We start from the raw sequence: 20,244 nt of genomic DNA, 5'->3' as shown, positions 1-20,244 counted from the left end.
CCGCGATGGCCGTTAACGTCTTCGACAGCTTCTTGAAAGAGTTCGAGCAACCGATCACAGCATTCGTATCGACCTCGGTTTCGAATCTTGCCTCCTACATCGATGGTCCGCTGCGCACCGCCGTGATGCTCTACGTTATTCTCTACGGTTTTGCCGTGATGCGGGGAGCGATTTCCGAGCCGATCATGGAATTCGCCTGGCGAGCGATGCGGATCGTTGTTGTGGTGCTGCTAGCGACGAACTCGAGCACGTTCCAACAGTACGTGACGGGATTGTTCTTCGACTCGTTGCCGAAGGAGATCGGCAATGCGTTGGCGGGCTCTGGACTGAATACCAGTTCCGGCGCTCCGTTCGATCAGCTTCTATCCAAAGGGATTGACGTTGCCAACAAGATCTACGACCAAGCTGGCCTAACCAACATCGCGCCCGCGCTGATTGCTGCCATTCTCCTGGTCTTTGTGGCCGTCGGATCGTTCCTGCAATTCGCCATCCTGCTCTACGCAAAAGTGGGTCTTGGCGTCGTCATCGCGCTCGGCCCGGTGTTCATTGCCCTAGGACTTTTCGAGGCGACCCGCCCGTTTACGGAAGCCTGGCTCCGGCAGGTCGCCAATTTTGTGATCCTGTTGGTGCTGGTGGTCGCTCTGGTCGGCCTGATGTTAACCACCGTTAGCGGCTTCATCGACAGGTTCGCGGCAAACGCGGGAACAGCGGGCGAGTTGGTCGTGGCCGCCGTCGCGATCAGCGCGGTACTTGGTCTGTCCGGATACATCGCACTTCAATTGCCGATTATCGCAGGCGGTCTCGCCGGGGGCGGGGCGTCGCTCGCAAGCCGACTGGTCACGAGCCCATTGGTTGCCAATGCAACGGCCGCGGCCGGAGGTGCTTATGCTGGCGCCCGCTGGTCGGCCAGCCGCGGCCTCGCCGCGGTCAGGGCCAGCCGGCAGGGCGGCAGTATGCGGCGCACACACTCGCAGGGGACTACGGCCGCGTAAGCAAAGTCGCCAGCATCAGGCGGCAAAGAATGACAGGGGCATCAGAACGATGTGGCGTCGACTATTCATCATTTGCGTCATCGCATGGCAGCTTGGCGGCTGCGGGACCTGGTCAAAGGGGCCGCCGTCATGTGACGGTACGGCTCGGCGGCCGCTCAATCGCTCCTTGTGGGATTGGGAATCCGGCGCGCCGCCCGCGACACCCGAGCCGTCGGCTCCGCAGTCCGCACCCATCACCCGGAAGGGCGAAAGCAGCCCATCAGCGCCTTCGACCAAACTCGTCGCGTCCGGCCACTGGACCGACATTGCGGCCTCTTACCGCGCTTGCGGCAAGGAGGCGTGAGATGGTTGGGCATGATGACCTTAAAGCTTACTTCGACAATGCGCGGCGATGGGAACAGGATCTGCTGCTGTCGGCCCATCGCTCGCGGCGAACAGCCTGGGTGATTGCCGCAGGCGCTTGCGCATTGGCGGTCGTCTCGGTCGGTGCGGTCGCAGCGCTGGCGCCACTGAAGACGGTCGAGCCGTTCGTCATCCGGGTCGATAATGCGACCGGCATTGTCGACACCGTTTCCGCCCTTAATTCGACGCCGGCGCGCTACGACGAAGCCGTCACCAAGTTTTTTCTTGGGCGCTACGTGCGCGCGCGCGAAGGTTACAGCTATCCCGAAGCCGAAACCAACTTTCGCACGATTTCCCTGCTTTCGGGTCAGGGCGAACAAGCCCGCTTCGCAGCCTGGTACCGCGGCTCCAATCCCGAAAGCCCGCAAGTCGTTCAAGGCCGTTTTGGGGTCGCGACGGTGCGGATCAAGGCGATCTCGCTCTTGGCCGACAACGTCGCGTCCGTGCGCTTCATGAAAGAGAGCCGCAAGGGAGAGGAAACCCGCGTCACCCATTGGGTTTCGACGCTGACGTTCTCTTATGCCAACGCGCCGATGTCCTCCGCCGACCGCCTGATCAATCCGCTCGGCTTTCTGGTTTCGGAATATCGTGCCGATCCGGAGGTCGTGCCATGAAACGTTTCGCGCTCTGGATTACTTTGGCTCTCGGATTTGCGGGGCCGGTACTCGCGCTGCAGCAGCCGGCACCGGGTCAACGTGATGCGCGTGTGCGCACCGTGACCTACGACCCGGCCAATGTGGTCCGCGTCAACGGCGTCATTCGCGCCTCGACCCAGGTTGTGTTTGCCGATGACGAGGAGATCGCGCATGTCGCGATCGGCGATGCGATCGCATGGGAAGTAGCACCAGCGGGTTCGATCTTGTTCCTCAAGCCGCGCGAAAAACATCCGCCGACGAATCTGCAGGTCGTCACCACGCGGCCCGACGGACGAAAACGCTCCTATCAGTTCGAGTTGTCGATCGCGGAGACGACGCTGGCCGACAGCTACTTCGTCGTCCGCTTCGCCTACCCCGGCGACGAGATCGAGCGGCGGCGCATTGAGGCGGCTGCCCGCGGCGCCGAGCGGGAAGGCGCGCTGATCGAGCAGACGTTTGACCTGCACCATGCCTATGGCGCGCGCAACTGGCGCTTTTCGGCCCAAGGCTCGATCGACCTCGAGCCCGAAGCCGTCTTCGACGACGGCAAGGAAACCACGTTCCGCTTCGCTGGCAATCGCGAGATTCCGGCGATCTACCTGATCAACTCGGACGGCTCCGAAAGTCTCGTCCCTAAGGATGTCCGCGGCGAGCTCGTGGTGGTGCACGCCACGGCTCGCGAGTTTCGGCTGCGCAAGGGCGATATTGTGCTTTGCATCTTTAACGAAGCGTTCGATGCCGTCGGGGTCAATCCCGGCACCAACACCACAAGCCCCTCGATCGAGCGGCGGGCGAAGCGGCCATCTCCAACCCCAAGGGCACGATAGGCGGGCACAACATGACCGAGCATGAGAATGAAACGCTTGCCGGCGAGCGGGGAATCACCCCGGTGGGAGGAGAGGACAATGGTCGAGCAGCCATGCTCAAACGCGGCTTCGGCGCGCTCGCGCTCACCGCATTCGCCTTTCTGATCATCTGGGGGACCTGGAAAAGCGACAAGCCGATCAGCGAGTCCGCCCGCAAGCTCATGATCCGTCAGGCGGCGGCGTTCGAGCCCGCCGCCGAGCCACCTGTCTCACCCATCACCACGGCGTCCATCCCGGTCGCACCTGTTGCTGCCACGCAGGCACCCGCTGTGCCCGCCGCGGACCAGATGCTGGAAAGCGCACGGCGCGCGCCGGTGCTCGCCTATAACCGGCCGGTCGCGTCGGGACGTCCGCCCCATAATGGCCCGACCGGAAGCGTCCCCATCGATCCCTATGATTTTGGGCGGGCCGAGCCACGCAACGAGCTTGCGGACAAGCTGAAACCCACGCCGATCGAGGGGGTGCGCGCGGCGCGGCTTCCCAATCGCAATCTTCTGGTTACCCAGGGCACCTCCATTCCGTGCGTGCTGGAGACCGCGATGTCGTCGGATGTGGCGGGTTTTGTCTCCTGCGTTGTGCTGCGCGACGTGATGTCGGATTCCGGCAACGTGGTGCTCATGGAAAAGGGCACGCAAATTGTCGGCGAATATCGCGGCAATGTGCGGCGGGGCTCAAAACGCATGTTTGTTCTGTGGAGCCGTGCCAAGACACCGACGGGTGTCATCGCGGCCCTGGCGTCGCCTGCCACGGATGCGCTCGGCCGCGCCGGGTTCGATGGCGATATTGACACGCATTTCTGGGAGCGCTTCGGGTCAGCGCTATTGCTGTCGATCGTCAGCGATGCCTCCTCGATCGGGCGCCAGCAACTGCAAGACGGATCGATCCAGATCAACAATACCGCTGGCGCGACCAACACTGCCGCCGGCATTGCCGTCGAGCAGTCGATCAACATTCCACCGACGCTGAGTAAAAATCAGGGCGAGCTCGTCAATATCTTTGTCGCGCGCGACCTCGATTTCTCCTCTGTCTATCAACTGCACCGGATCGAAACCCGCACCCAGATTCTCGACCGGACGATCCCTGGGAGCATCGTCGGCCCGGCTGTGGTGACGAAATGAGCGCTCTCGTATCGATCGAACGCGATGGCGGCCGCCTGGTGCTGGCGCGCTACCTAGAGCCGCTGGCGCCATACCTGGCGGACAACACCCTCACCGAAATCGTCGTCAACCGTCCCGGCGAGATCCTCGTGGAAGGACCTGACGGCTGGACCCGGCATGAAGCCGAAGCCCTCACGGAAACTTATCTCTCACATCTTGCAACCGCGGCCGCCGGCCATACCCGCCAAGACATCGGCCCGGAACACCCGGTGGTATCGACCAGCCTGATCGGCGAGGAGCGCTGTCAGATCGTGGTGCCGCCAGCGGTCCCGACCGGCATGGTCAGCCTGACGATCCGCAAGCCCTCGACACTGACCATGAACCTCGACGCTTTGGCGCGGGCAAAGCTGTTTGAAGATGTCCGCGCGACGAACGACGAGCTATCCGTCGATGAGCATCGACTGCTCGCGCTGAAAGACGCCGGCCACTGGCGCGAGTTCCTTGAGCTTGCGGTGCGCACCCGTCGCAATATCCTGATCTCGGGGGCGACTGGTTCGGGTAAGACCACTCTGTCCAAGGCGCTGATTGCGGCGATCCCGACGCATGAACGGCTCATCACCATTGAAGACACCACCGAGCTGGTCATCCCGCACCAGAATTGCGTCCGGCTGCTCTATGCCAAGGACGGGCAGGGCGTTGCCAAGATCGGCCCCCGCGAACTCCTGGAATCGTCTTTGCGCATGCGGCCCGACCGCATCTTGCTGCAGGAGCTGCGCGACGGCACCGCCTTCTTTTATCTCAGGAACGTAAATTCGGGGCACCCGGGATCGATCACGACGGTTCACGCGGACAGCGCTCGCCTAGCCTTCGAACAGATGACCTTGCTGGTCAAGGAAAGCGCGGAGGGACGTGACCTTCAGCGCGATGATATCCGCTCGCTGTTGCTGCATCTGGTCGACGTCGTCGTCCAAATGCAGAAGCGTGACGGCCGCTACCGCATCTCGGAAATCTACTATGATCCCGTTCGCAAACGCGACCACGCCCGCTAGAGCCGCCCTCGGCACGACGCTGGCGCTCGGGGCCGGCGCAGTCTTCCTGCTGGTCGCCTCGAACGTTCTGCTGCTCGGGCTCAGGCTCCACGATGGCGGTTTTCACTGGTCGGAGATCGCCACAGGCTGGCCGCGCTATGGCGCCGACCCGCGCTTTGACCGCTGGCTGACGCTGTCGACCCTTGCCGGGCTGATTGTCGTCTTTGGCCTGCTTGGCGCGATTCTGCGGAACCGTCCGCCTCCACTTCACGGCAAGGCCCGTTTCGCCTCCGAGCGCGAGATCAAGGCCGCTGGCCTACGATCCAAGGACGGCCTACTACTCGGCCGCAAAGACGGAAAGATGCTCTGCTTCGGGGGATCGGAACACGTGCTGCTCTACGCCCCAACGCGCGCCGGGAAGGGGGTCGGCTACGTCATTCCGAACTTGCTCAATTGGCCGGATTCGGTCGTTGCGCTGGATGTCAAGAAGGAGAACTGGGATCGATCGTCCGGCTTTCGCGCTAGCCACGGCCAGGAGGTCCATCTGTTCGATCCGCTCGACGAGAACGGTCGCACCGCGCGCTACAATCCACTGGGCTATGTGCGCAGCGATCCTGCCGATCTCTATGACGATCTGCAGCGTATCGCTGTGATGCTGTTTCCGGCCGAAAGCCGCGGCGATCCGTTCTGGTTCGAGGCAGCACGTTCATCCTTTGTAGCGATCGGCGGCTATGTCGCGGAAACGCCAGGCTTGCCATTGACGATCGGTGAGATCCTGCGCCAGCTGTCAGCGACCCAGGATATCAAGGCCCACTTCGACAAGATCATCGCCGACCGCACGGGCGGTCGTTCCCCGCTGTCGCGGCACTGCATTACGGCGCTGAACGACTTCCTTGCGGCCTCCGAGAACACATTGAACTCGGTCCGCAAGACCGTGACGGCCCGACTCGGCCTCTGGCTCAATCCCCGCATCGATGCCGCAACCTCGACCAATGATTTCGACCTCCGGCAACTTCGGCAGCGTCCCATGTCGATCTATCTCGGGGTGACACCTGACAATCTCGACCGCATGGCGCCACTTCTCAATCTGCTTTTTCAGCAGGTCGTCGATCTCAATACCCGCCAGCTGCCGGAACAAAACCCCAAACTCAATCGCAAGGTGCTGCTGTTGCTCGACGAATTTCCGGCGCTGGGCAACGTCAATGTGCTGGCAAAATCGGTCGCCTTCATCGCCGGATACGGCATCCGCCTTCTCACTGTGGTTCAGAGCCCGGCGCAGCTGCGTGCGATCTATGGGATCGACGCGGCTCGCAACTTCATGACCAACCACGCCGTCGAGGTCGTGTTTGCCCCGAAAGAGCAGGACGTGGCGAATGAGCTCTCGGAACGTATCGGCTATGATACGGTGAATGCGCGCAGCCGCAGCGGACCGAAGGGGCTTGCGATGCGGTCCACCAGCGAAACGGTCTCCGAGCATCGTCGCGCCCTGATGCTGCCGCAAGAGCTGAAGCTTCTTCCGAAATCCAAGGCCTTCATCCTCGGCACGGGCATTCCGCCGATCATTGCCGATAAGATCGTCTATTACGAAGACAAGGCATTCCTGCAACGATTGCTGCCGGCCCCGGTCCCGGAGCTGCCTAAGGGGCGCTCAAATGCACTGCTCGACGCCGAACTCAAGGAGCTGCGCTCCGAGATTGCCGAGCTGCGCGCGGTATTCCGGGCCCGGCCCATGACCGACGATGAGGTGGCCGACCCCTCCACAATCCCTGCCAACGCTTCATTCGATTTTGGGGATGTGGATGTCAATCTCGAAGGTCTCTCCGAAGACGACATGAAGGCCTGGACCCTGAAGTATATCGACGCCCACGCCATCCCGCCGGCACGACGGCCCGGCCGCAAGAAAAATGAGCCGCAGCATGAACGACACGCGTGACGACGGCACGGAATTTAGCCTTCAACGGCAGGGTCGCACAGGACGCGATCAGGAGACGGATAAGTCGGGCGATGCTCCCGGAGCGAAATCGGCGTCGGCTGACAAGTCATCCGCAGCGACGGTCGAAGAGGATGCACTCCCTGATCGTATCCGTCGGAAATACTACGTGGTGGCAGAGACCGGAAAGGATGGACGCGAAGGGGAGGCACGCCTTTATGCCGACGAGCGCGACGAGTATCTCGCTTTCAAGGTCACCGCAGATCGTCTCGTCACGCGTCTGGCCGCAGCGGAGGTAGTCCGCGACATGGTCAGCGTGGCACAACATCGACGGTGGGACGCACTCCACGTCCGAGGCTCGGCGGTATTCCGGCGCGAAGCCTGGCTCGAGGCCGGCGCTCGCGGTATAGAAGTCCAGGGCTATCAACCGACCGATCTCGATCGGCAGGCACTTTCCGATCGGCAGGACGTCTGGAACCGAACACATCCTTACACGCAGGAGGAAGCGGTTCGTTCAGCTACTGCCCGGGACGATGGCGCGAAAGCACTTGACTACGACGCGGGTGTCTCAGGGCGCTTGATCGAGATCGGCCGAGCACCCTATCGCAATCGTGACGATGCCGAGCCATCCACCTACGTGGCCATCGAGCTCGACAACGGCCGGCAGCATCAGGTTTGGGGCGTGGGTCTTGAGAAGGCGACCGCCGATAGTAAGGCAAGGCCCGGCGATCGCATCCAGGTGCGCAGGGAAGGTGTCGACCGCGTCGCGAAAGATATCAAGCTGATAGACGCAGCAAGCGGCAGTGCGCGTATCGAACGGCGACAGGTGCCGCGCAACCGGTGGCAGGTGACCGCGGAAAGATTTCGCTCAGCCGATCGACCGACAACCGCTCGCGATCCCGATCTGGTCGCCGCGCAATCCCATATGGTCCTTATCGAGAAGGCGCTCGAACGCGTCTTTCCAGAGGATGAGCGCACGCGGCACGCCATCATGGGATCCGTGAGGGAACGAATTGCGGAACATCTCGAGCGGGGGCACTCATTCGCGCGTGCAACCGTGATGGAACCTGTTCAAGACCGTCGTCGGTTGGGAAGTGGCAAAGACAATGCCGATAAGAAGCAGAATGGTGAGCGGGTTAGAATCCAGGAACGAGAACGCTGATGGCGCGCGACGAGGGCACATCAACGCTTTAGTGTGCCTCTGACGAAGTCAGAAGCTCGAATCCTGTCCCTGCAACCAAGATCGATACAAACAACCCAGCAATCTCAATGGATTGCCGGGTTTTTAACATCAAATCGTCGCCCCAACAAAATCAATGGTTTAGTTTCGTAGGTTCAAATCACCCGCAACCAATGGCGGAATACAAAAGCGCAGCGGACGAACGGCGATGATGGTGTATTCCTTCGTATTAGGGACGAGGGTTTCGAGAAATGCTCGGCCTTACGGATCGTTGACGCGCAATGCGATCATTCTTGGCGTCGAACAGCGGAGAGAAGACGCCCTCTCCTGACTATACCATGCGGCTTGAATGGAGTCTCGCGCGGCTTGCCGCGCGAGTATCCTGATTAAGGCGACGAGGCGTGGATCGGGTTTCGATGAAATAGGCAACATCAGCTCGTTGCGAGCCTCGAAGCCCACACCGATTGGTCCGGCTGCTGTTTTTATGGATCCTTTGATCGCGTGCCCTCGGACCTGACAAACTCAGCGTGTCCGTGGATTGCCACAAGGGATTTCGCACTTTGCGAACAGCAATCATATTGTCGGGGCCATGATCATCACGATCGCGGTCTAAGCCATGGCCGAGGTCGCGTGGCAAGCGGAGTGATGAGAGGTGGCGGGCAGGTCCGCAGTCTGAAAAGCCTTGAGCCGAACATGCAGGTGAGGGCGATCACCTATTGTCACGACACCTATCGGCTCACCACTGCGGACGACAAGATACGGCATTTTGGAGCGCAATCTGCGGTTGACAACCGATTCCAGCCGGGACCGTCCGCAGCCTGGCGCGTCGGCGCTCCTGCCTGACGGAATGATGGGTGATCGCGCCGCGTGCTTCGACCCGGCGGCAGGTTGCTCTTTGTGGAGCACGGCTTGGCGCCCGACGAGGGCGTTCGCTGGTGGCAGGATCGGCTGACGCAGGCATGGAAAAATATCAGCGGCGGGGGGCCATCTCGACCGTCCCACTGATCGAGGGGCGGGATTTCGGTACGAAGGCAGTGCGGGGCTAGGCTGACTCGAAGCAGCGGGAAGCCAACTCTCCTTTCCGCCACCGTACGGCACCGCCGGGTAAATTTATTCGCCCTCCATTCCTTCCCGACGCGCCTTCCCAGACCGAATTTGTGATGGAGTTCGGCCCCTGTCCTTGCTACGCATAGACTGATGAAACGGCAAATCGGACATCGGCGACCCCTTGTTGCACCCAAGCTGCGCGGGCTGCTGACCGTTTTCCTTGCGATTGCATATGTCCTCGTCGGGGTAGCAGGAGAGATCGCCTGCGCCGAGGAGACGCCCGCGTCGGTCGAGCGGGCCGCACAACTCGAACTGGGCGGTTCATCGTGGAAAGCGGACCAGGATTCGAAGAAGCCGGCCGTCACCGTCGTCGATCATTGCTATACCTGTGTTCCCTTGCTCGTTCCGCCGCCTGTCCTGGTAGCCGAGCCGACGGGAAAGTCGGTCTCGCCGGTTTACGCTACGGCGACGTTCCTCCTTGAGGATCATCCGGGTCTCGATACGCCGCCGCCCAAATACCGGACCTGAGCGTCTTCTCGGAGCGCGCGAGCGCTCGATCGATCTGCTTGGTCAGGTACCTGCTCATGTTTCGGAAGAAGGCCGCGCTTTTTGCGTGTGCGGTAGCATTCCTGGTCAGTCCGTGGCTGACGGGCGTTTCACATTCGCAGGCTCTCACGATGAAGTCCGCGCTTGCGCGCGCACTCGCTGCCAGCCCGCGTCTCACCGCGGCCGAGCGGGACGTAGGGATCGCTACGGGACAGCGCATCCAGGCCGGAGCCTTGCTCAATCCGGAGCTGTCCTATGAGCAGGACAATTCCTTCGGCACGGGTAAGTATCAGGGCACGAAGTCCGCGGAGACCACGCTGCAGATCAGCCAGGCTTTCGAATGGTTCGGCAAGCGGGATGCGCGCATTGCGGCCGGCGCGGCGGGTGTCGAGACGGCGGCGATCCAGCGTCAGGCAGTCCGGTTGGAAGTCCTCTCGCAGACGGCGATCGCCTTCCTCAACGTGCTGGGCGCACAGCGTCGCATCCAGATTCTTGACGAGCAGGTCGCCGCCATCGACAGGTTGACCCCACTGCTGCAGCGGCGGGTCGAATCAGGCGCATCGTCCCCGGCAGAGACCGGGCGGGCAGAAGTGGCGTCCGCTCTGGTCAAGGCAGATCGGGAGCGGCTCCGGTCGACCCTCGCCAGCGCGCGGCGCGAACTGGCCGTCCTCATGGGAGATCCTACACCCAAATTCACCTCCGTCTCTGGACGGCTCGATGCCACCGGACGGCCGCCATCGTTTCAGTCCGTCGTGGCCGCGATCGAGGCGAATCCGCAACTGGTCCGCTGGACCGCAGTTTACGCGCAGCGGAACGCGGAACTCTTGCTGGCCCGGCTCAGGCCCTATCCGGACGTGCGCATCGCCGCCGGATGGCGTCACTTCAACGAGACCAACGATGATGCCGTTCGGCTGACGCTTTCGGTACCTATCCCGGTGTTCTTCCAGAATCAGGGCAACATCCTCTCGGCGCAGGAGAGCCTGGCGAAGACGAGGGCGGAGCGGGAAGCGAACCGGAACACGCTGATCGTGATCGCAGGCCGCGCGTACGACGCGCTGCAGAGTTCGCTGCGGGAGCTTGCCATTCTTCGCGGAGCCGCGATCCCAAAAGCCGAGCAGGCGGCGCAGGCCATTTCGGATGGATACGGCCAAGGCCGCTTCACGCTGCTTGAGGTGCTGGACGCACAGGCGAGCCTCACACAGGCGCGACTGCGCGAGCAGGAGGCATCGCAGAACTTCCACGTTGCCGTAGCGACCATCGAAGGACTCGTCGGCAATCCACTTTCGCTCGCGCGCGAGAGCTCAAGATGATTCGAGCACTGATCCGATATCTGGTCTTCGTTCTGGTCGCCGGGACAATTGTTTATGCCGGATATCGGATGTTGGCACCGGCGACGACCAAGACAGTCGCGACGGAGAAGTCCGAAAATGAAGAGCATTCGGACAGCATCGCGATGAGCGACGCCAAGGTAGCGGCCGCCGAGATAGAGCTTGCGAAGGCCGCGCCGGCGGTGCTGCACGACAGCCTGCTGCTGAACGGAATGGTCCAGGCCAACCAGGAATCGCTGGTTCAGATCACGCCCCGGTTTCCGGGCGTCGTTCGGGAGGTTCGCAAGCGAATTGGCGACCACGTCGAAAGGGGCGACGTCCTTGCCATCGTCGAAAGCAATCAAAGCCTGACATCTTACGAATTGAAGGCCGCTCTCGCGGGCACGATCATCGACCGCCAAACCACGCTCGGCGAATACGTTTCCGAGCAGAAGCCGGCGTTCGTCATCGCGGATCTATCGACGGTATGGGTCGATTTCTCCGTATACCGGCGCGACCTGGGCCGCGTGAAGGTCGGCGATCAAATCCTGATCGATCCAGCGGACGGCGGACCCAAAATTGAGGCGAAGATTTCGTATGTGTCGCCTGTCGGCAGCAGTGAGACCCAGAGCGCGCTCGCCAGAGCCGTCGTACCGAATGCCGAACACCAGCTGCGCCCCGGCTTGTTTGCCACCGGCCGATTGACCCTGTCGGCTAAGAAGGTGCCAGTCGCAGTGAAATCCTCGGCGTTGCAGACCCTCGAAAACCGCACGGTCGTGTTCGTCCGCGACGGCGAGAAGTTCGAGGCCCGCGATGTCGAGATCGGCGAGCGCGACCCGGACTTCGTGGAAGTTACGTTCGGCGTCCTGGAAGGCGATCTATACGCGGCGAAGAACAGCTTCATCGTAAAGGCGGAACTGGCGAAGGGAGGGGCGGAAGACAATGATTGACGGCATCCTCTCCTTCGCCATCCGCCAGCGCTGGCTGGTGATGTTCGGCGTCCTCGCCATGGCCGGCTTCGGCGCATGGAATTTCACGCGTCTGCCGATCGACGCGGTTCCCGACATCACCAATGTTCAGATCCAGATCAACAGCCGGGCCCCAGGCTACTCGCCGCTCGAGGTCGAGCAGCGCATCACGTTTCCGATCGAAACCGCCATGGGCGGCCTGCCGCGCCTGGAGAGCACGCGGTCGCTATCACGCTACGGGCTCAGCCAGGTCACGGTGATCTTCAAGGATGGCACCGACATCTATTTTGCCAGGCAGATGGTCAACGAGCGGATCCAGCAGGTCAGAGACCAGCTACCCCCGGCCATCGAGACAGCGATGGGGCCGATATCGACCGGGCTCGGCGAGATCTACATGTACACAATCGAAGCCAAGCCAGAGGCTCGCAAGGCGGGCGGAGAGGCGTACAGTCCCACCGACTTGCGTACGATCCAGGACTGGATCGTCAGGCCGCAACTGCGGACCGTTGCGGGGGTGAGCGAAGTCAATTCGGTGGGCGGATTCGAACGGCAGTTTCAGGTGCTACCCGATCCCACTCAACTGATGGCCTACAAACTCAGCTTTCGCGACATCATGGCGGCGCTCGCCTCGAACAATGCCAACGTCGGTGCCGGCTACATCGAGCGCAACGGCGAGCAATACCTCGTCCGCGCGCCTGGACAGGTCGCAAGCGTCGACGAGATCAAGGAAATCGTGGTCGGCTCGCGGAACGGCATCCCGGTGCGAGTGTCCGATGTGGCCGATGTCAGGGAAGGAACAGATTTGCGGACCGGCGCGGCAACGCTGAACGGCAACGAGGTGGTGCTCGGCACTGCCATGCTGCTGATCGGGGAGAACAGCCGCACCGTCGCGCAGCGCGTCGCCGCAAGGCTGAAGGAAATCGGACGGTCGCTTCCCGAGGGGATCGTCACGCACACCGTCTACGATCGCACACGTCTGGTCGAAGCGACGATCGCAACAGTGGCGAGGAATCTCTTCGAAGGCGCGCTGCTGGTGATCGTCGTGCTATTCCTGACGCTCGGAAACTTTAGGGCCGCGGTCGCGACTGCGTGCGTCATTCCGCTGTCCGTGCTGTTCGCGATCACCGGCATGGTGGAAGACAAGGTCAGCGCCAATCTCATGAGCCTGGGCGCGATCGACTTCGGCATCATCATCGACGGTGCCGTGATCATCGTCGAGAACTGTCTGCGCCTGCTGGCGATGGAGCAACGCCGGCTCGGCCGCGTTCTCACCCGCGAGGAACGCTTCGAGACAATTCTCGCCGGCTCGCGAGAGGTCATCCGCCCCAGCCTGTTCGGAACGTTCATCATTGCCGTCGTCTATCTACCGATCCTCACGCTCACCGGCGTCGAAGGCAAGATGTTCACGCCGATGGCTTTGACCGTGCTGATGGCGTTGACCGGGGCCAGCATTCTGTCGATGACGTTTGTGCCGGCGGCTGTGGCACTCCTCGTCACCGGCAAGGTCTCCGAACATGAGAATTTCTTCATGCGAACCGCGCGCCGCATTTATGCGCCGCTACTCGCGGCGTCGATCCGCAACCGGTTCGGCGTCGCGGTGGTTGCGGCCCTCCTGGTCGTTGTCTGCGGCATCGCGGCGTCGCGCATGGGCGGTGAGTTTATTCCGAGCCTCGACGAATTGGATGCCTCGACGGAGGTGGTCCGCATCCCCAGCGTCAGTCTGACTCAGTCGGTGGCAATGGAGGCGATGCTGGAGAAGCGATTACTCAAGCTTCCCGAGGTCAAGGAGGTGTTCGCCCGCACCGGCACGGCGGAGGTTGCAACCGACCCTATGCCGCAATCCACTTCGGACAACTACATCATGCTGAAGTCGAGAAAGGAATGGCCCGATCCCAAGAAGCCGAAGGCCGCTATCGTGGCGGAAATCCACGAGGCGGCGGAAAACGTGCCCGGTAGCGCCTATGGGTTCTCGCAGCCGATCCAGCAGCGCATGAACGAACTTATCTCGGGCGTGCGGAGCGACGTGGCCGTCAAGATATTCGGCGACAATTTGGACGAATTGATCCAGGCTGCGAGCCGGGTCCAAGCAGTTCTGCAGAGGGTGGAGGGGGCGGCCGACGTCAAAGCCGAGCAGGCGGCGGGGTTGCCGGTGCTCACCGTCCAACTGAACCGCCAAATCCTATCGCGCTATGGTATCAACGTCGCCGATGTACAGAATCTCGTTGAAATGGCGGTGGGCGGCAAGAGCGCAGGCCGCCTGTTTGAAGGCGATCGTCGTTTCGACATCGTAGTTCGACTGCCGGAGAATCTACGCTCGGATGTCGATGCTATCAGATCGTTGCCGGTTCCGCTGCCGCCGACCGAAAGTCCGACGAAGGCAACTACTGCGCTCTGGGGCAATTCGCTGCTCGCGCAAATCCGCTACGTGCCGCTATCCGAACTTGCCCAGGTCGATTTAAAGCCGGGCCCCAATCTGATCAGCCGTGAGGACGGTAAACGGCGGATTGCCGTGACAGCCAACGTGAGGGGTCGTGATCTCAGCTCCTTCATCGCTGATGCTCAAAATCAGGTGAAGGAGAAGGTGAAACTGCCGGCCGGCTATTGGATCGGTTGGGGTGGCCAGTTCGAACAGCTTATTTCTGCAACGCAGCGCCTGATGGTCGTCGTGCCGCTCGCGTTGTTTCTAATCTTCCTGCTGCTATTCATCAGCTTGGGGTCGATGCCCGATGCGCTGTTGGTATTCAGTGGCGTGCCGCTCGCGCTCACCGGCGGCGTCGTGGCGCTCCTGCTGCGCGGGATTCCGCTCTCGATAAGCGCCGGGATCGGCTTCATCGCGCTCTCTGGGGTCGCCGTGCTCAACGGCCTCGTCATCATCACGTTCATCGAAAAGCTTCGACGCGAAGGCCATGCGCTGGTGGACGCGGTCCGGGAAGGCGCACTGACGCGGCTCCGGCCGGTCCTGATGACCGCGCTCGTCGCCTCACTTGGCTTCGTCCCGATGGCGATCGCCACCGGTGCCGGCGCTGAGGTGCAGCGGCCGCTCGCGACCGTCGTTATAGGCGGGATCATCTCGTCGACCATCCTCACCCTATTGGTGCTGCCGGCGCTCTACGCCATGTTCAGGCGGGAAGAGCCGACCAACACGCAATCGAACCCATCCGTCCGCCAAGGAGTACCGTCATGAAGTACGCGCTGTTGCTGATCGCTGCCATCTTGTTCGCGACGCCGGTTTCCGCCGAGGACTATGAAAAAGGACCGAACGGCGGGCTGATGCTCGACGTTGCCGGGATCGATGCCGAACTTCTGACGTCGGGCAACACGGTCACCATCAACGCCTTTGAGGCCTTCAAGGCGAAGCCGGTCTCGACAAAGGGCTATGTCGGCGCCGTGCTGATTGCCGGTGGGTCGGCCCGCGAAACGGTCACCCTTGCGCCCCAAGGCGAGAACTCGCTCAAAGGCGACGCGAAGAATCCGATTCCGGCAGGCGCGACGATCACCCTCACGATCAAGACCGCCGAGGGGAAGTCGGGTCAGGCCAAATTCAAGAAGTAGGCTTGCGGACGTGAATTGGCTGCGCTCAGCGGAGAGAAGATCAGGCCTTGGGGGCGAGCACGCCTCGGCCGGCATCCCTATCCGACATTTCGTAGCCGCGTGCGTGATATGGCCGCTCGCCTGGAACGCGGTGGCCGCAGAAGAGCATGACGCGCGGACCGCACAGATCGTCGGGCTAGGTGCCGCGACATGCCGGCAGTTCACGGCCGATGCGGCGGCTGATCCGCAGGTGCGAAAGGACTACCTGGCCTGGGCGCAGGGCTTCATGAGCGGAATCGTGTTGAGTAGGCCGCCGGGCGTGGACGTCGGTCTCGATCTCAATCCGCCGACGTTCGGCCTGATGGCCCAACTGCAATTCCTCGAAGAGCACTGCGCGCGGCACGAGACGGTCGATTTCTCCAGTGCCGTCGAGACGCTTTACAAGAGACTGCGGCTGGAAGGTAAGACTTGATGCGAGGATGTGTAAGATGACGGAAACAGACACAGCCGAAGCGGTTCGTTACCGCGTGACCGGTATGGATTGCTCCGCCTGCGCTGCCAAGATCGAAGCCGCCGCGCGCTCGATCGCAGGCGTGCGGGATGCCAAGGTCTCGATCGCGTCCCAGGAGATGACGCTCCGAACAGAAAACGGGACGGCCCCTCTGCCCGAGGTCGAGCGCTCGATCACCGGCCTCGGCTACAGACTTGCGCGCGTCGACGAAGGCGAGGATGACGACAAGATCCCGAATCTCTCGCACGTGACGCCTGGTTACAAGCGCGCCCTTTGGATCGTAGTTCTGCTGAACGCCGGATACGGCCTCGTCGAGACCGTTGGTGGGTTTCTCGCCGGCTCGCAATCCGTGAAGGCCGATGCGCTCGATTTCATCGGGGACGGAGTGATCTCGTTCCTCGGGCTGATGGCGGTGGGCTGGGGACTGGCGGCCCGGGCCAAGGCCGCCCTGCTGCAGGGAATCTTCCTCGGCGTTCTGGGAGCGGGAGTGCTCGTCGACACCGGCTATCGCGTGCTGGTGCAGCATCAGCCCGAAGCCGAGATGATGGGGATTCTCGCACTCGTCGGACTGGTGGTGAACGTGATGGCAGCCGTGGTGCTTCTTCCTCACCGGCAGGGGGACGCCAACGTGCGTGCGGTATGGCTCTTCAGCCGCAATGATGCGATCGGCAACGTTGCGGTCATAGTTGCCGCCGTTCTGGTCGCTTGGACCCAAACGCCATGGCCTGACTTGGCTGTGGCGGTCGTCATTGCCGCTCTATTTCTCCAGTCGTCCTTGGCTATCATAAGGGATGCACGAAATGACTTGAGCAAGGCCGATCGAGCCCGCTACGGGAGCGGCACATAGTGAACGCGGTGCTGTCGTTGCCCTACCCTCCTGAAGCCTCATCGCGCCCGATTTCGGTCTGTCGCTGGCTCGGAAGGCGCCCTATGGGCTCGCGTTCCCTGGGTTCATCCCGGCAAGTAACGAAATTGGCAACGTCTTCTGGGCAGCCGCTGCGAGAAGGTGCACAGACGAGCCTCGAATGACCGGAATTAGAACGCCTCAAATTGCACCGACCCGAAATCGGCGATACGACGGCGATCGAACCTAACTTCCACACGGGCATCCCATGAATCTCATATCCTTACCGGTGCGCCTGGGACTGCTCTTTATCCTAATGGCTTTCGTTTTCTTGGGTAAAGCGAGGGCGGAGACGAGCGATGTCGAAACGACGTGGCGATTGTTGGATTACATCGCGGTGGACTACCCCGGCGCGGTATCGCACGGCTCGATCTCAAGTCCTTCCGAATACGCGGAGCAGAAAGAGTTCGCGGCGACCATCGCTGCAAAGCTCGCCGCGCTGCCGCCCAAGCCGGAACAGGAAGCGCTTCTGACAGAAGCTGGACGTCTGCAGCGCGCCATCGAGAGCAAGGCCGAGGCCGAGCAAGTCGCCGAAATTGCGCACGGCTTAGCCACTTCGCTGCTTGCGGCCTATCCTGTGCCGCTGGCGCCGAAGAAGGTCCCGAACTTCGCGCGCGGTGCGGCCCTGTTTGCTCAGAACTGCGCCAGCTGTCACGACGCGACCGGCGACGGTCAGGGACCGGATGCCGCAAAGCTGAACACTCCGCCCGTCGCTTTCACAGATGCCGATCGCAGCCGTCAGCGCAGCGTGTTCGCCCTCTACTTGGTTATTACCCAAGGCCTCGATGGGACCCCGATGCCGAGCTTCGATGGCCTACCGGCCGATGATCGCTGGGCCCTAGCCTTCTACGCTGGTCATTTCGCATTTTCGGACGCTGCCGCGACGGAAGGGGAGCGGCTGTGGAAGCAGGACGAATGGCTTCACGGGCTCGTCCCGGATCTGAAAGCTCTCGCTGGCACGACGCCCGCATCTCTTGCAGGCAAGATCGGAGAGGATAAGGCAGACGCCCTCATGGCCTATTTGCGCCGGCATCCCGAAGTCCTTGGACAACAGACCGGATCTCTGTCGCTGGTTCGCGGCCGTCTGGCCGAAAGCCTCGCCTTCTATCGTGCGGGGGACAGGCAGCGCGCCGCCGAATTGGCATTGTCCGCATATCTCGATGGGTTCGAGCCGGTCGAACCTACGCTGGCCGCCCGTGATCGTGCGCTTATGGAGCGGATCGAGGATGCGATGGGCGAGTACCGCGCCACTATCCAGAGCAGAGGGACTGTCGATGCGCTCACCGATCGAGCGCAGATCCTCGACGTCCTCCTCGACGATGCGGACGCTGCGCTGTCCCCGGACGCCGCAAGCGGTCTGTCGACGTTCCTAGGCGCGGCGACGATCCTGCTGCGCGAGGGGCTCGAAGCATTGCTGATCGTAGTGGCCATGATCGCCTTCCTTCGCAAGGCCGAGCGGATGGAGGTGATGCGCTACGTCCATGCAGGTTGGGTTAGTGCACTTGCGGCGGGCTTTTTGACCTGGATTGTCGCGACTTGGATGATTGGGATCAGCGGCGCGAGCCGGGAATTGACGGAGGGCTTCGGGTCGGTCTTTGCGTCCGTGGTTTTGCTCTCGGTCGGCATCTGGATGCACGGCAAGGCGCAGGCCGATCAATGGCAACACTACATTCGGGAAAAGATGGCGAAAGCGCTGTCCGGCGGTTCGGCATGGTTTCTGTTCGGGCTCGCCTTCATCGTCGTCTACCGAGAGGTGTTCGAGACGATCCTCTTCTTTGCGGCGCTGTGGAACCAGGGAAACGGCGGCGCGATACTCGCGGGCACCCTGAGCGCATGCCTAACCCTGGCCGTAGTGGCGTGGGCAATGCTGCGCTTTAGCCGCCGCCTGCCAATCGGTAAGTTCTTCACCTACAGTTCGTGGCTGATGGCGGTACTCACGGTCGTTCTCGCCGGCAAGGGTATCGCTGCTCTGCAAGAGGCCGGCATGGTCAGCATCGCACCGTTGCGTTCGGTGCCGCGTATCTCATTGGTTGGCCTGTTCCCAACGACCCAAACGGTCGCAGCCCAGGTACTCGTGATCGCGGCTCTGGCTATAGGCTTCGCCCTCAATCGTCGAAAGGTCGCATAGAAGGGGTGGACGGAGCCTTGCTCCAGTGCCGCCGACGTTCGTAGCGTCGTGAGACCATTTACGGCCGCGACGGATATCCTACGAACAGCCCGATGGGCGGTCCGGCGATGCGGAAGGTGGTGGTCGCTAGATTCTAAGCAATCTAGTGCCGGCGCAATAGCCGCAGGTTCGAGTTTTCATGCCTCATTCCCAATCATCCGGAAATACGGGATGACGGGGCACGTGACGGTGAAGTGAGAGGAAGCTCAAGTTGAAACAGAAAGCCTATCCCGTCACAAGCCGGTCGCTGGTGGGGCTCATCGCCGCCGTGGTGCTGGTAGGGCCTGCCGCCGCGTCCGCCGATGAGGTTGCCATCATCGTGCACAAGCTACCATTAGCGGATCGGGGCCGCGCTATCAGGGCGGGCTCGAAGGGTCGCTGATGCATGAGCGCGGGGTTGCGGACAAATCATCAAGCTCCGCGACCCCGCGTTCGACTTGGGCGTTCTTCTGCATCGAATGCGCCAAGGATTGCGAACGAATCGGCGGAATGGACGACTGTGTTGCGGCCTGCAAACGTTGCGCCGAGAGCTGCCAAGCGATTGCGGCCTGAGCTGTCATGTCGAAAGTCCCTGGCGTTCAGGATGGCAAAAAGAACGGTCCAAACTTGAAGACTCTTATCGCGTCAGGACAACAGAAGGGGATGGTTTCTTGAGGACTTGCCGGCGTACCGCCGAGACCATGGGAGCCGGCCCAGTGAAGGCTGTTCCACTGGCTCTCGATCGCGCGGGCTCAAGCTCGCCAACATCGACGCCATCGAATCCAACGAGGCCTTCGCGGCGCAGGCCCTGGCGATCATGGACGGGATCCATCTGCCGCCGGAAAAGGCCAATCACAATGGAGGTGCAATCGCGCTCGTCATTGGCTTGGCGCGACGCGAACCATCCTTACTGTGAAGGCCCTCTACGAACTCTGGCGTATCAACGGACGCCATGGCATCGTCACCATGTGCATCGGCGGCGGCCATGGTATCGCGCTCGTTGTTATCAAGCAGCAACTAGTCGTCTGTTCTTTAATCGCGGGCACGGTGTCAACCCCGATCGACAAACATGATCCACTGCCGGGTTCATGGTTCTTTCCGCGGTCGTCTCGATGCAGGAGCGCCGCATGATGGCGTTCAAGAGGTGTAGCATC

At 61.9% G+C, this 20,244-nt stretch carries 19 protein-coding genes and 1 pseudogene; 19 read left to right on the top strand and 1 reads right to left on the bottom strand.

The window, feature by feature from the left end; genetic code table 11:
* Positions 1–5: 5 nt before the first annotated feature.
* The gene (locus tag G8O24_RS33910; protein WP_188106877.1) at positions 6–992 is read left to right on the top strand and encodes a TrbL/VirB6 family protein; all 987 of its coding nucleotides are present in this window, start codon (positions 6–8) and stop codon (positions 990–992) included.
* 15 nt (positions 993–1,007) lie between these two features.
* On the opposite strand, the gene G8O24_RS33905 is transcribed toward G8O24_RS33910, so the two are convergent.
* Positions 1,008–1,298, bottom strand: coding sequence for a hypothetical protein (locus G8O24_RS33905; RefSeq protein WP_188106876.1), 291 nt, complete (start codon positions 1,296–1,298; stop codon positions 1,008–1,010).
* Positions 1,299–1,336: 38 nt separating this feature from the next.
* Between G8O24_RS33905 and G8O24_RS33900 the strand changes: the two genes are divergently transcribed.
* The 18 genes and pseudogenes from G8O24_RS33900 to G8O24_RS45265 all read left to right on the top strand — a co-directional run bounded on the left by G8O24_RS33900 (position 1,337) and on the right by G8O24_RS45265 (position 20,221).
* Positions 1,337–2,008, top strand: a complete 672-nt coding sequence (locus G8O24_RS33900) for a VirB8 family type IV secretion system protein (protein ID WP_188106875.1) — start codon at positions 1,337–1,339, stop codon at positions 2,006–2,008.
* Positions 2,005–2,856: a P-type conjugative transfer protein VirB9 gene (virB9, locus tag G8O24_RS33895; RefSeq protein ID WP_188106874.1), complete on the top strand. Its 852-nt coding sequence runs from the start codon at positions 2,005–2,007 to the stop codon at positions 2,854–2,856. The genes G8O24_RS33900 and virB9 overlap by 4 nt, the downstream gene beginning before the upstream one ends.
* An 11-nt stretch (positions 2,857–2,867) precedes the next feature.
* Entirely contained in the window at positions 2,868–4,013 is a 1,146-nt protein-coding gene (virB10, locus tag G8O24_RS33890) for a type IV secretion system protein VirB10 (RefSeq protein ID WP_188106873.1), read from the top strand.
* Positions 4,010–5,041, top strand: coding sequence for a P-type DNA transfer ATPase VirB11 (virB11, locus tag G8O24_RS33885; RefSeq protein ID WP_188106872.1), 1,032 nt, complete (start codon positions 4,010–4,012; stop codon positions 5,039–5,041). The genes virB10 and virB11 overlap by 4 nt, the downstream gene beginning before the upstream one ends.
* Entirely contained in the window at positions 5,007–6,953 is a 1,947-nt protein-coding gene (locus G8O24_RS33880) for a type IV secretory system conjugative DNA transfer family protein (RefSeq protein ID WP_188106871.1), read from the top strand. The genes virB11 and G8O24_RS33880 overlap by 35 nt, the downstream gene beginning before the upstream one ends.
* A complete protein-coding gene (locus tag G8O24_RS33875) occupies positions 6,937–8,112 on the top strand; it encodes an LPD7 domain-containing protein (RefSeq protein ID WP_188106870.1) in 1,176 nt (391 codons plus the stop codon). Before G8O24_RS33880 ends, G8O24_RS33875 begins: the two co-directional genes overlap by 17 nt.
* An 879-nt stretch (positions 8,113–8,991) precedes the next feature.
* Positions 8,992–9,111, top strand: a pseudogene (locus tag G8O24_RS44605) (SAM-dependent methyltransferase); the annotation flags it as partial.
* Positions 9,112–9,327: 216 nt separating this feature from the next.
* Positions 9,328–9,705 (top strand): hypothetical protein, encoded by a 378-nt coding sequence (locus tag G8O24_RS33870; protein ID WP_188106869.1) that lies wholly within the window; start codon positions 9,328–9,330, stop codon positions 9,703–9,705.
* Between the two features lie 56 nt (positions 9,706–9,761).
* Entirely contained in the window at positions 9,762–11,033 is a 1,272-nt protein-coding gene (ihpA, locus tag G8O24_RS33865; protein ID WP_188106868.1) for a divalent metal ion exporter subunit IhpA, read from the top strand.
* Positions 11,030–11,980 carry a divalent metal ion exporter adaptor subunit IhpB gene (gene ihpB / locus G8O24_RS33860; protein WP_188106867.1) on the top strand — a complete coding sequence of 317 codons (951 nt, stop codon included), beginning with the start codon at positions 11,030–11,032 and terminating at the stop codon, positions 11,978–11,980. The genes ihpA and ihpB overlap by 4 nt, the downstream gene beginning before the upstream one ends.
* On the top strand, positions 11,973–15,182 hold the full coding sequence (locus G8O24_RS33855; protein ID WP_188106866.1) for an efflux RND transporter permease subunit: 3,210 nt from the start codon (positions 11,973–11,975) through the stop codon (positions 15,180–15,182). Before ihpB ends, G8O24_RS33855 begins: the two co-directional genes overlap by 8 nt.
* Positions 15,179–15,550, top strand: coding sequence for a hypothetical protein (locus G8O24_RS33850; protein ID WP_188106865.1), 372 nt, complete (start codon positions 15,179–15,181; stop codon positions 15,548–15,550). Before G8O24_RS33855 ends, G8O24_RS33850 begins: the two co-directional genes overlap by 4 nt.
* Before the next feature lie 103 nt (positions 15,551–15,653).
* Positions 15,654–16,001 carry a hypothetical protein gene (locus G8O24_RS33845; protein ID WP_311972354.1) on the top strand — a complete coding sequence of 116 codons (348 nt, stop codon included), beginning with the start codon at positions 15,654–15,656 and terminating at the stop codon, positions 15,999–16,001.
* Between the two features lie 16 nt (positions 16,002–16,017).
* Positions 16,018–16,887 carry a cation efflux transmembrane domain-containing protein gene (locus G8O24_RS33840; protein ID WP_202988798.1) on the top strand — a complete coding sequence of 290 codons (870 nt, stop codon included), beginning with the start codon at positions 16,018–16,020 and terminating at the stop codon, positions 16,885–16,887.
* A 265-nt stretch (positions 16,888–17,152) separates the two neighbouring features.
* Complete coding sequence (locus G8O24_RS33835) at positions 17,153–19,072, top strand: FTR1 family protein (RefSeq protein WP_188106864.1); 1,920 nt, start codon at positions 17,153–17,155, stop codon at positions 19,070–19,072.
* A gap of 250 nt (positions 19,073–19,322) precedes the next feature.
* Entirely contained in the window at positions 19,323–19,493 is a 171-nt protein-coding gene (locus G8O24_RS33830; protein ID WP_188106863.1) for a hypothetical protein, read from the top strand.
* Between the two features lie 276 nt (positions 19,494–19,769).
* The gene (locus G8O24_RS45270; RefSeq protein WP_283815625.1) at positions 19,770–20,006 is read left to right on the top strand and encodes a hypothetical protein; all 237 of its coding nucleotides are present in this window, start codon (positions 19,770–19,772) and stop codon (positions 20,004–20,006) included.
* The gene (locus G8O24_RS45265; RefSeq protein WP_368736640.1) at positions 20,003–20,221 is read left to right on the top strand and encodes a hypothetical protein; all 219 of its coding nucleotides are present in this window, start codon (positions 20,003–20,005) and stop codon (positions 20,219–20,221) included. The genes G8O24_RS45270 and G8O24_RS45265 overlap by 4 nt, the downstream gene beginning before the upstream one ends.
* Positions 20,222–20,244: the final 23 nt, after the last annotated feature.

This window comes from Bradyrhizobium campsiandrae, from assembly GCF_014529705.1.
GTDB classification, from domain to species: domain Bacteria; phylum Pseudomonadota; class Alphaproteobacteria; order Rhizobiales; family Xanthobacteraceae; genus Bradyrhizobium; species Bradyrhizobium campsiandrae.
The sequence above is the reverse complement of the archived record's forward strand: the minus strand, read 5'-3'. Positions and strand labels throughout refer to the sequence as shown.